The sequence below is a fragment of the Pseudarthrobacter sp. CC12 genome (assembly GCF_039907755.1).
GTDB classification, from domain to species: Bacteria; Actinomycetota; Actinomycetes; order Actinomycetales; family Micrococcaceae; genus Arthrobacter; species Arthrobacter niigatensis.
Window position 1 is genome coordinate 20205 of record NZ_JARDJH010000038.1, and the last position, 11583, is coordinate 31787.

At 67.6% G+C, this 11583-nt stretch carries 11 protein-coding genes; 5 read left to right on the top strand and 6 right to left on the bottom strand.

What is annotated here, in order from left to right; translation table 11 throughout:
* Positions 1-35: 35 nt before the first annotated feature.
* The 5 genes from PV772_RS19570 to PV772_RS19590 all read left to right on the top strand — a co-directional run bounded on the left by PV772_RS19570 (position 36) and on the right by PV772_RS19590 (position 5449).
* On the top strand, positions 36-1127 hold the full coding sequence (locus PV772_RS19570) for an ABC transporter permease (RefSeq protein WP_347887270.1): 1092 nt from the start codon (positions 36-38) through the stop codon (positions 1125-1127).
* A 1-nt stretch (position 1128) separates the two neighbouring features.
* Positions 1129-2148: an ABC transporter permease gene (locus PV772_RS19575; RefSeq protein WP_347887271.1), complete on the top strand. Its 1020-nt coding sequence runs from the start codon at positions 1129-1131 to the stop codon at positions 2146-2148.
* Entirely contained in the window at positions 2145-3860 is a 1716-nt protein-coding gene (locus PV772_RS19580) for an ABC transporter ATP-binding protein (RefSeq protein WP_347887272.1), read from the top strand. Before PV772_RS19575 ends, PV772_RS19580 begins: the two co-directional genes overlap by 4 nt.
* Before the next feature lie 99 nt (positions 3861-3959).
* Positions 3960-4367 carry a chorismate mutase gene (locus tag PV772_RS19585; RefSeq protein ID WP_347887273.1) on the top strand — a complete coding sequence of 136 codons (408 nt, stop codon included), beginning with the start codon at positions 3960-3962 and terminating at the stop codon, positions 4365-4367.
* An 89-nt stretch (positions 4368-4456) separates the two neighbouring features.
* Positions 4457-5449, top strand: a complete 993-nt coding sequence (locus PV772_RS19590) for a hypothetical protein (protein ID WP_307357760.1) — start codon at positions 4457-4459, stop codon at positions 5447-5449.
* Here the strand turns inward: PV772_RS19590 and PV772_RS19595 are convergent, their stop codons facing one another.
* From PV772_RS19595 to PV772_RS19620, 6 genes are all read right to left on the bottom strand, one after another.
* The gene (locus PV772_RS19595) at positions 5450-6163 is read right to left on the bottom strand and encodes a DUF4166 domain-containing protein (RefSeq protein ID WP_347887274.1); all 714 of its coding nucleotides are present in this window, start codon (positions 6161-6163) and stop codon (positions 5450-5452) included.
* Between the two features lie 46 nt (positions 6164-6209).
* Complete coding sequence (locus PV772_RS19600) at positions 6210-7502, bottom strand: DUF58 domain-containing protein (RefSeq protein ID WP_347887275.1); 1293 nt, start codon at positions 7500-7502, stop codon at positions 6210-6212.
* Positions 7502-8515: a MoxR family ATPase gene (locus tag PV772_RS19605; protein WP_141159959.1), complete on the bottom strand. Its 1014-nt coding sequence runs from the start codon at positions 8513-8515 to the stop codon at positions 7502-7504. The genes PV772_RS19600 and PV772_RS19605 overlap by 1 nt, the downstream gene beginning before the upstream one ends.
* Positions 8512-9732 carry a DUF4350 domain-containing protein gene (locus tag PV772_RS19610; protein WP_347887276.1) on the bottom strand — a complete coding sequence of 407 codons (1221 nt, stop codon included), beginning with the start codon at positions 9730-9732 and terminating at the stop codon, positions 8512-8514. The genes PV772_RS19605 and PV772_RS19610 overlap by 4 nt, the downstream gene beginning before the upstream one ends.
* Positions 9729-10361 (bottom strand): DUF4129 domain-containing protein, encoded by a 633-nt coding sequence (locus tag PV772_RS19615; protein WP_347887277.1) that lies wholly within the window; start codon positions 10359-10361, stop codon positions 9729-9731. The genes PV772_RS19610 and PV772_RS19615 overlap by 4 nt, the downstream gene beginning before the upstream one ends.
* Positions 10351-11583: hypothetical protein (locus PV772_RS19620; RefSeq protein WP_347887278.1), on the bottom strand; the 1233-nt coding region annotated here is incomplete at its 5' end. The genes PV772_RS19615 and PV772_RS19620, both read right to left, overlap by 11 nt.

Below are 11583 nucleotides of genomic sequence, written 5' to 3' on the forward strand. Positions count from 1 at the left end.
ATGCTGGCTCCCGGTCACCACGAATCCAGGTACCGATGACAACTTTGATTGACGCGCCACCCAGTGACGCCGACGCTCTCCTTCCACCCAAGAAAAAGCAGTCAGGCGGTGGGCTGGGCCAGTACATCCTGGTCCGGTTCCTGCTGATCTTCCCCACTATCCTCATCCTCGTCACCATGGTGTTTTTCCTCATGCGGATCACCGGTGACCCGATCACGGCCGCCATGGGCGGCCGGCTTCCCCCGGAGCAACTGCAGGAACGAATCCATGCCGCCGGCTACGACCGGCCCCTGCTGGCGCAGTACTTCGAATACCTGGGGCAACTGGTCACGGGCAACTTCGGCACCACCCTCTCGGACAACCGCAAGGTCACCGAGATGCTGACCACCTACGGCTCCGCCACCCTGGAGCTGGCCATCAACGCCATCATCGTCGCCCTGGTGGTGGGCATTCCGCTCGGGATGATCGCCGCCCACCGTCGTGATCATCTGCCGGATGCCGTGCTCCGGATCCTGGCCATCCTGTTCTACGCCACCCCGGTCTTCTTCGCCGGCATGCTGCTCAAGTTGGTGTTTTCCGTATGGCTGGGCTGGCTGCCGGTCGCCGGCCGTGCCGGGACGAGGACTGAACTGTCCCTCACAGCCCTGGAAGCCCCCACCGGTATCTACTGGCTGGACGCCCTGCGCAGTGGCAACATGGCTGCCCTCAGCGACGTGATATCCCACGCCGTCCTTCCGGCGCTGGCCCTTGGCCTCCTGACGGCCGGGGTCTTCCTGCGCCTGGTGAGGACCAATGTCATCGGCACGCTCGGCAAGGACTACGTGGAAGCTGGCCGCTCACGCGGCGTCAGCGAGTTCCGGCTGGTCACCAAGCACGCCTATAAACCGGCCTTGATACCGATCATCACGGTCATGGGCCTGCAGATCGCTGTCCTCCTTGGCGGAGCCGTGCTGACGGAGACCACCTTCGAATGGAAAGGCCTCGGTTTCCAGCTGGCCAACTACCTTACGGCGCGCGACTTTGTCGCCGTCCAGGGCATTGTGGTGCTGCTGGCCGTCATCGTTGCCGTCACCAACTTCATCGTGGACATCATCGCCGCGCTGATCGATCCCCGCGTGAGGTACTGACATGACTTCCGAGACCGCCCTGGAACCCGTGGCCAACCCGCGGGCATCCTTCTTCCGGCGGCTGCCGGTTGTTTCCCACTTCAACAAGAGCGTCGGACTGCAACGCTTCATGCTGGTGGTGGGACTCGTCCTCACCGGTATCTTCCTGCTCACAGCCTTGGCAGCGCCGCTGCTGGCGCCCTACGGCTTTGCCCAACTGTCGGACGCCGACGGCAGTTTCCCCACCCAACAGGCACCTGGAGGCAAACACCTCCTGGGCACCACGGTGGGCGGATACGACGTCCTCTCCCGTGTCATCTGGGGAACCCAAACGGCTCTCCTGGTCATCATCGTGGCTGTTGTGCTCTCCATTTTTGCCGGTGTCATCCTTGGCCTGGTGAGCGGTTACATCGGGGGATGGCTTGACCGGATCCTGGTGGTCGTGGCGGACGCGATCTACGCCTTTCCATCCCTGCTGGTCGCGATCGTCATGGCCATTGTCATCAGCGGGGGCCAGTCCAGCCTGTTCGGCGGCATCATGGCTGCCGCCATCTCCATCACGGTAGTTTTCATCCCGCAGTACTTCAGGGTGATCCGCGCCGAGACCATCCGGCTCAAGGCTGAACCCTTCGTCGAATCCGCCAAAGTGGTGGGCGCATCGAACATCCGCATCATGACCCGCCACATCTACCGCAATGCCACCCGGACCCTTCCGCTGATCTTCACCCTCAACGCCTCCGAAGCCATCCTGACCCTGGCCGGGCTAGGCTTCCTCGGATTCGGCATCGAACCGAGCTCGGCGGCGGAATGGGGCTTCGACCTGAACAAGGCGCTCGCGGACACCACGTCCGGCATCTGGTGGACGGGGCTGTTCCCGGGCCTGGCCATCGTCTGGACAGTCCTCGGGCTGACCTTGGTGGGCGAGAGCATCAACGACCTCAACGATCCGCGGCTCCGCGGCCGCAAGCGGTCGGGCCGCAAGGATGACGGTGGTCCCTCCGCCGCGCAGGCGGCAATTGAACTGGAAGTGAGAGCACAATGACCATCAGCAGTGATCCCGTGCCCGGCCGGCAGGATCCGGACCGGAAGACAGTCCTCGATATCGATCACCTGAAGGTCACGTTCGCTACGGACGGCGGCGATGTGTACGCCGTCAAGGATGTCAGCCTCGAGGTCAAGGCGGGCGAGGTCCTTGCCATCGTGGGGGAGTCCGGTTCCGGAAAGACGGTCACCGCCAAGACCATCCTGGGCCTGCTTCCGGAAACGGCGGTCAGCTCCGGTGCGGTGCTGATCAACGGCGCCAACGTGATCAGCCTCAGCCCCGGCCGGCTGCGCCAGATCCGCGGCCGGGACGTGGCCATGGTGTTCCAGGAGCCGTCGACGGCCCTGAACCCCGTATTCACAGTGGGCTGGCAGATCGCCGAGGGGATTCGCGCCCACGCCAATGCCAACGGCGGGGGGCGGGTATCCGCGAAGGAAGCCAAGGCCCGTGCCATCGAAGCGTTGGGCAAAGTCGGTATCCCCGACCCTGAGCACCGCGTCAACTACTACCCGCACCAGTTTTCCGGCGGCCAAAAGCAGCGCGTGGTGATCGCCGCAGCCCTGGCTTTGAACCCAGGGCTCATTGTGGCCGATGAACCGACCACCGCCCTGGATGTCACCGTGCAGGCGGAAATCCTGGAACTCCTCCGGGACCTGCGGGACAAGTACGGCACCTCCATCGTGCTGATCACGCACAACATGGGCGTGGTGGCGGACCTGGCGGACCGCGTGGTGGTGATGTACCAGGGCGACATCGTCGAGGAAGCCCCGGCGAACACCCTGTTCGCTGAACCAAAGCAGGACTACACCCGGAACCTCCTTGCCGCGGTGCCGCACCTTGGCCGGAACTCGGCGTCGGAAGGCCTCACCGAGCGGCGCTACCAGGACGAGGAAGTGCTGGTTGCTGCCGACAACCTGGTGATCGAGTATCCCGGGCGGCTCGGGACGCCGGCCTTCAAGGCCGTGGACGGCGTCAGCTTCACCCTGTCCAGGGGTGAGGTCTTCGGCCTGGTGGGCGAATCGGGGTCCGGGAAGACCACGATCGGACGGGCCATCGCCGGGCTCAACCGGACCACCGGCGGAAGCCTCAAGGTGCTCGGCTATGAAATGCTGAACCTTCGCGAACGCACTTTCAAGCCGCTCCGCAAGGACATCGGCTTCGTGTTCCAGGACCCCGCCGCCTCCTTTAACCCGCAGCTGACCATCGGGGAATGCATCGCCGAACCTATGGTCATCCACACAAATCCCAGCCCGGCCCAGGCGCGCAAGCGCGTCGGTGAGCTGCTGGAATCGGTCCAGTTGCCGGCGTCGTACGCGGGACGCTACCCGCACGAACTCTCCGGCGGCCAGCGGCAGCGGGCCTCGCTGGCGCGTGCCCTGAGCCTGAACCCGCGGCTGCTGATCGCTGATGAGCCGACGTCGGCCCTGGACGTATCGGTCCAGGCGAAGGTCCTGGGGCTGTTCAGGGACATCCAGGAGGAGTTTGGTTTTGGCTGCCTGTTCATCAGCCACGACCTGGCAGTGGTCGACATCCTGTCTTCCTGGGTCGGCGTCCTGTACAAGGGCAAGCTCGTGGAACAGGGGATCGGCAGCCAGGTCATGGGCAACCCGCAGCATGACTACACGCGGCGGCTGATCGCCTCCCTGCCCGTGCCCGACCCGGCTGAACAGGCAAAACGGCGTGAGGAACACCGGGCACTCCTGGGCATCTGACCCCGGGATTGCCGCAGCATGAAGCGCCGGTACCGGCAGACGGCCGGCACCGGCGCTTCACACCCGCGGCGGCTCCCTCCGCTCCCATAGACTGGAGCCATGACGCAGCACACCCCCAGCTCTCCTGGCGCCGACGATTTTGATCCATCCGCCAGCTCGCTTGCAGGCCACGTGGACGAATCGGTGATGGCTGAACTGCTGTCCATCCGCTCCAGCATTGACAACATTGATGCCACGTTGGTCTACCTTCTCGCGGAGCGCTTCAAGGCCACGCAAAAGGTGGGTTTCCTGAAAGCGGCCCACCGGCTCCCCGCCGGTGACCCCGGACGTGAAGCCGCCCAGATCGCCCGGTTGCGCCGGCTTGCCGAGGACGCCCACCTCGACCCGGCCTTCGCGGAGAAGTTCCTCAACTTCATCATCGGTGAGGTGATCCGCCATCACGAGGCGATCGCAGAGGACCACCAGGCCTCATCAGGCCACCGGCCGCAGACCTCCGCGCTGGCGTGAGCCGGGAACAGCACGGACCAGGAGGCAGCAGGCTTCCGGCCGCGCCCCTCCAGGAAGAAACCACAGCCAGGGAAGTCACCGCCACCGCCCTGGGGACGTGGCCGGGTGACGACCCGCTCGAAGCCACCCGCATCATCCGCGGCGAGCTTGGCAGCCCGCACCTTCCCTTCCTGGCCGAACTGCCGGACCGGGGTGTCGGTTCCGACGCCCTGGGCCGCACAGCCTCCCTCCTGGAAGAACTCGCGGTGGATGTCCAGCCGCACGGCTGGCGGCTCGTGGACCGCCCGGGCAAGGACATGCGCCGGGCAGCATCGGCATTGTCCACCGACCTGAACGTCCTGGCCGACGTCGCGGGCGCCGAAGACGTGTCGCCGGATGAACTGAAGGTTCAGCTGGTGGGACCGCTGAGCCTTGCTGCCGGCCTGTACCTGCACAACGGTGAACGCGCCCTGTTGGATCACGGCGCCCGCCGGGATCTGGCAGCCTCGCTGGCAGCCGGAGTTGGCGGCTACCTCACCCGTGTGGCAGCGGCCGTTCCAGGCGCCCGGCTGGTGGTGCAGGTGGACGAACCTGCCATCGCCGCCGTGCTGGCCGGCACAATCCCGACGGCCAGCGGTTACCGTACCCTCCGTGCAGTTGCAGCATCGGAAGTACGTGAGTCCTGGCGCATTGTGATGGACGCCCTGCGCGGGGCAGGCGCCGCTGGAGTTGTGGTGTCGTTACCTGAAATCGAAGCCCCGATCGAGCTGGCCCTCACATCCGGGGCCGACGGCGTCGCGTTGCCGCTGAAGGCCCTGACCAACCGCCAATGGGAACTGGTGGCCGGAGCGGTGGAGGCCGGCAAGCAATTCTGGGCCGGCGCCCTGGAGGTGGCCGCCGTGGGTCCGCTGCCCAGGGTTGCCGATTGCGTGGAGGCAGTCTGGCGGCCGTGGCGGCAGCTGGGACTGCCGCCCTCACTGCTGCCCGCAGTCCGGGTGACGCCGTCGGCAGGGCTGGCCGCGAGGACACCCGCAGAAGCAACTGCCGTCCTGAACAGGCTCACCCAGGTGGCGGACGGCCTGAACCAGCAGGCGCTGGGGTAGCTAGACCCTGTTCTCCCAGCGGTCCGGCTGGGCGTAGCGGGGGAGGAAGCTTTGGGCGGAGCTGCCGCCGGCATAAGGACGCAGGCGGTAGTCGAAGGCCCCGGCGTACACCAGGACCAGGCCGATCTGCGGCTGGATGACCTTTACCTGGATGCGGTGCCGCCCGTTACTGCCCTCGGCCGGATCCCACCACTGCTCGGCGTAGGCCTTGGCGTCCAGTGCAGCCGGAAGCGGGACCCGGAACGGGCCTGCGAACAGCCTCGACGCCTCCGAGACGCCACGCAGCCTGCCTTCGGCAGTGACGCTCAGGTTCAGGTCCGTAACCAGCCGCCGGTAGCGTCCCACGTAGTCCACCAGCTGGGGGCTGCCTTCCCGGTTGGTGACGCTTGTCGTGTCCTGGAAAAGCCTGGTGCGCCCCGGGAACCGGATTTCCCGGCGCGCCGTGAGGCTGGAGCGGCCGAACGGATCCTGGTGGGCGTGGTTTTCAATCCGGAACGGGATGTTCTCACCATATTCGGGGAAAAAGGCTTCTTCGCGGCCGGCCAGCCCCAGCAATGGGCGCAGCCACCGCTGGCGGCACCCAACGACGTCGAACGTTCCTTCCCCGAGCCCGTACTGTCCGGAACCCGGGGCCAGCGAGAAGTACTCCTGAAGCTCGGGCTGCAGCCGGTGGAACTCCGTGCCCAGGGCTTGCCGGTAAATGGGGACGCTCATGACGTGGACCTCCTGTTGCCTGCGGCGGCGCTGTCTGCCTCCGGTTTCACAATCTACCGGCAGCCTTGAGCCGGATATACATGTCAGCGAGGTGGGACGGCAGGTCATGCGGCTCCGCGTCCACCACCTCGACGCCGTAGCGGCGCAGTTCCGCGGTAACCGCGGCGCGCTGCAGGAGTGCGCGCTCGGCGGCAGCCGCCCGGAACACGCCGGTGGCGTCGCTGCGTTCCCGGAGCATGGTGCCCAGCTGCGGGTCGCGGACGGCAGCCACCACCACTGTGTGCCCGCTGGCCAGCCGCTCCGCCACGGGCAGCAGCCCTTCCTCGGGCGCTCCGCTGTCCAGTGAGGTCAGCAGCACCACGAGGGACCGGTGCGCGGAGGCAGCGCGGACCTGCGCCGGCACCGCCGGCCAGTCCATCTCGATCAACTCGGCTTCAAGGGGCGCCATGGCCTGGACCAGCCGGCCCAGGATGTTGCCCTGGCCTGCGGAACCGGTCCGCGCCCGGGTCCTGCGGTCAAAGGCCAGGAAGTCCACCCGGTCGCCGCCCCGTTCGGCCAGGACGCCCAGGAGGAGCGCAGCCTCGATCCCGGTGTCCAGCCGCGTTTCGTCGGCGATCCTCGCCGCGGACGTGCGGGAGGTATCCAGGACCATGACAACCCGCCGGTCCCGTTCCGGGCGCCAGGTGCGGACCACCACGGAGGAACGCCGTGCCGTGGCGCGCCAGTCGATGGACCGCACGTCATCGCCGCGGACGTAGTCCCGCAGGGAATCGAACTCGGTGCCGGCTCCGCGGATCTGGACGGCGGCCTTTCCATCGAGTTCGCGCAGCTTCCGCAGCTTGGAGGGCAGGTGCCGGCGCGAATGGAAGGGCGGCAGTACCCGCACCGAGCCGGGGCAATCGATGGTCCGCTGCCTGGCTGCCAGGCCAAGCGGACCATACGACCTTATTGTCACGTGGGGTGCCTTGAGGTCCCCGCGCCGGCCCGGCCGGAGCCTGACAGCGAACCGTCGGCTTTCGCCGGCCGGGACGTCGATGTCCTGGACCGGGTCCTGCGCCCCGGCGGAGGGTTGCCACCCGTCCCTGAACGAGCCCCGGAGCCGGCGGGAACCTCCGTTGCGGAGCGTGAGGGCCGCCTCCACCGCGTTGCCGAGGCTAACGTTCTGGGGTTCCGCACGTACCGCGGCCACCCGCTTGGGGGACCCGGCAAACAGCAGGTCGGTACCCAGCATGGCAGCGAGCACGGCGGTCGTGGTGAGAATGGTCGGCCAACCCGGGAACAGCAGCACCGGCACCAGGCCCAGCAGCACCACTGCCACGAAGCGCCCCGAGATGGCCATCAGCGGGGAACGGGGACGGATGCCAGGATGCTGCCCAGGACGTCGTCCACCCTCACTCCGTCCATCTGGGCTTCGGGCTGTAAAGCCACCCGGTGCCGCAGGCATGGCAGGGCCAGCGCCTTGACGTCGTCCGGGGTGACGAACGGACGCCCCGAGAGCCAGGCCCAGGACCTGGAGGTGTTGAGCAGGGCAGTGGCGCCTCGCGGTGAGACGCCAAGCTGGAAGGAGGGGGCCGCCCTGGTGGCACGCACCAGGTCCACGATGTAGCCGATGATTTCCGGCTCCACCGCTACCCGGGCCACTGCTTCCCGCGCCCCTTGCAGGTCTTCGGCGCCCGCCACCGCCCGGACGCCTGCTGCTGCCAGGTCCCGGGGATCGAATCCGGCGGCATGGCGTCGGATCACCTCGATCTCCTCACCGCGCCCGGGCAGCGGCATGGTGAGTTTCAGCAGGAACCGGTCCAGCTGTGCTTCGGGGAGGGGATAGGTGCCCTCATATTCCACCGGATTCTGTGTTGCTGCCACCAGGAACGGCGCCGGCAACCGCCTGGACAGCCCGTCCACGGAGACTTGCCGTTCTTCCATGGCTTCCAGGAGCGAAGCCTGGGTCTTTGGTGGTGTCCTGTTGATCTCGTCTGCCAGCAGGAGGTTGGTGAAGACCGGTCCCTCCCGGAAGCTGAAGTCGGACGTGCGGGAGTCGTAAACCAGCGAGCCGGTGACGTCGCCCGGCATCAGGTCCGGAGTGAACTGGACCCGCTTGGTATCCAGGCTCAAGGCGGAGGAAAGGGCCCGGACCAGCAGGGTCTTGGCAACACCCGGTACGCCCTCCAGCAGCACATGGCCCTGCGAAAGCAGGGCAATCAGGAGGCCAGTGACGGTGGCGTCCTGACCCACCACGGCCTTTGCCACCTCGCGCCGGACAGCCAGCAGCGCCTGGCGGGCGCCGTCGTCGTCCGCCGGGACGTTGGGGTCCACGGGGTTCAGGATTCCCGGGCCACTGCTCTGTTCGCTCATCGGGTCATGACCTCTTTCTCCAGTTTGTCCATGGCCTGGGACCAGGCCACCAGCCGGGCTTCAGTTGTGGGGCGTTCGTTAATCAACATGCGGACGGCGGCGGCATCCCTGCCAAGCAGCCGGGCCGCCGCCGCAATCGTTTCCTCGGCAGTGGCGCCCGGGCCAAGGCGCAGTTTTCGGGCGAGCCGCACCAGCAGGCCGGCCCGCAGGTTGTCCCGGGCCTGCTCGACGGCACGCGAGTCCTGGTAGAGCCGTGCCCGTCCCTCTGCCGTCTCAACAGCCTTGACCACCACCGGCAACGGCTCGAACACCAGCGGACCATGCCTGCGGCCCCGCCATACGATGCTGGCGAGCGCCACCACCAGCAGCCAGGGGCCAAGGAAACGGGCCCAACCCGGTGCGAGGTCGTCGAGGGTTTTCCCGGAGCCGTCCGCGGTTGCGTCTTCGATCGAAGGCAGGTACCAGACGAGGTCCCGCGAGGCGCCGAGCGTCCGGACCGCCAGCGCAGCGTTTCCCAGCTCGTCGAGTTTGTCGTTTCCCATGACAGCCGTGCTGCCCAGCACGGCCAGCCGTCCGTCAGCGCTGACGGCAAGCATCCCGGCGGCGCCTGCCGCGCGGTAACAGGTGGTGCCGCCGTCGTAAACAAATCCTCCCTCGCCTGTCACCTGTCCCGCTGCCTCGGCGTCAGGGTAGCCGCAACCGGGGTTGAGGACCGGAGAGGCATCCGGGACGACGCCGGCCTGGTGGATGCCGCTGTCAAGGGCGGCAAGGGTCTCCAGCCTGGGGGTCACCACCACCACGCGGCCGGCAGCCGACACCAGGCCCGCCAGCTGCTGTGCGTCCAGGACGCCGTACCTGTCGTAGAGCAGGAGGGTGGGGGAGGAGCTTGAATGCAGGTCCTGCAGCGCCGCGTCGAACCGGGTGGGGGTACGGACCGAAACTCCATGCCGGCCCAGGATTTCGCCCAGCGCCCTGGCTCCCTCCGGCCCTGCGTTGTGGACGGAGAGGGGGAGGGTGTCACCCTTGGGGGCGAGTTGCGTGCCGATGATCAGGGCGAGCGCACCTGCCACCACGACCGCGGCTGCGGCCATGCCACGGTGCTGCCGCAGCCAGGCCAGGAACCTTGCGGCCCGGAGGCTTCCGCCCACCGTTGGCGCGCCGGGGGACTGCCGTGTTTCCTGTGCCGTCCCGGCGCCGGTGGTCGCTGGCCCGCTCATTGCAGCGGCACCATGCCCATGGCGGGCTTGGTGGCGTCCAGTGCGGCATCGAGGGCCACCATGTCCTGGTAGTCGGCGCTGCCCGCTGCGCGGCTCCCGAAACGGATGCCGTCAAAAGTAGCTGCCGCCCGGGCAAGCCGCCCGGCTTCACCGGCGAACGGCACGGACAATGCGTTCGCGGCCTCATCGGCGGTCCTGCCAGGCTGAGGATCAAGAATGGTCCGGTTCTCGGCGCTGCGGACCATCGCGCGGAAACGGTCGACGACGGCGTCCCCCCACCGCCCGGCTGCGGCCGCGGTTTCAGCGCGGTTCCGGTAGTCCGCGGCGGTCAGGACGGTTTCCTTTTCGAAGACGTCCCTGGCCTGCCGGACCCGGGCGTTCAGCCGGGGACGGGCAAGGATGACCGCGGCCGCAATTATCGCGGCAATGACCAGCGCAATGACCGGGCTGGGCACCGGACCCGCCTCGCCTGGGGAGCCGTCCAGGGACTGCAGCCAGTCCAGGAAGTTCCGCCACAAGCTGTCCAGCCAGGACGGGGCAGCGTCCCGGTATTCAGATTTGGCCAATTCTTCTGCTGCCCACCGCTGTGCCTCGTCGGCACCCGGCAGCACCGGCGGTTCAACGGCCATCGGGCCATGCTCCCGGCGCCGTTCCGTATCCGGGGTACGGGTTCGCAGCGACGGCCTTCCGGCCGGGGATGCCGTCAGGATCGGCGCCGGTCTCCATGTCGCGCAGCAGCGCGATATCCAACCCGTCCTTGCGCATGCGCAGGTCCATGTAGAGCAGCGCCATAACGGACGTCTGGAACGCGTAGCCCACCGCGCCCACCAGCGCACCGAGCACCGCGGTGATGATGCTGACGGCAACGGTCAGCGTTGCGTCCTGGCCGCTGCCGCCATGCGGCGAGACCACCCCGGACAGCACCGTGGGCAGCAGGCTTGCCGGGATCAGGACCACCTGGGTGATGACAGCGACCAGGATTCCCACCACCAGGGTGATGCCCAGGATCCGCCACCAGTTTGTCCGGGTCAGTTCCCACGAGCGGCGAAGTCCGGCAAGGGCGCCCAATTCTTCGATGACGACGGCGGCAGGTGCCACCATGAGCTTGATCGCCACCCAGAGGAACACGGCGGCGAAACCGAACATCAGCGGGATGACCAGGAGGGCCGCCGCACCCCGGACGTTGGAGAACAGGAGGACGATGAGGGCGAAGAACAGCGCCATGGCGGCCAGCGCCGCCGCTACCAGCACCGCCGCGAGCCCGGCCAGCGCCCCGATCCGCGGACGCACCAGGGACAGCATGCGCCGGAAGCCGGTGGGACGGTTCAGGACGGACCGGGCCACAGGGACCACCATGGCGCCCTGGAGGACCACGGACATGAACACGGAAAGGATGGACAGCACGGCAAAGGTCACCATCAGCCCAATCCCTAACGATGCGACGTCGGTCCTGCTGGCCGTCTTCGCCCAGGATTCAATGGTCCCGGACGATGTTGCGAGCACTCCGGTGAGCACCGCGGCGAGGATGGCGGACAGTGACTGGGCCAGGAGGCCCGCGCCGAGCATCGCCTTGGCGTTGCGCCGGAGGGACTGGAACGAGCCATCCAGGATTTCCCCGAACATCAGCGGACGCAGGGGAATGATGCCTGGTTTAGGCGGGGCCACGTAGCGGGCCTGCCCGTAAGGGCCGGCTCCGAAAGGGCCGGCGTAGTGGGGCGGCTGGTTATAGGGGGAGCCCGGGTAAGGCTGCCCGGCATAGGGTGCTCCGTTGTAGGGCTGCCCGGCATAGGGTGCTCCGTTGTAGGGCTGCCCGGCATAGGGTGCTCCGTTGTAGGGCTGCCCGGCATAGGG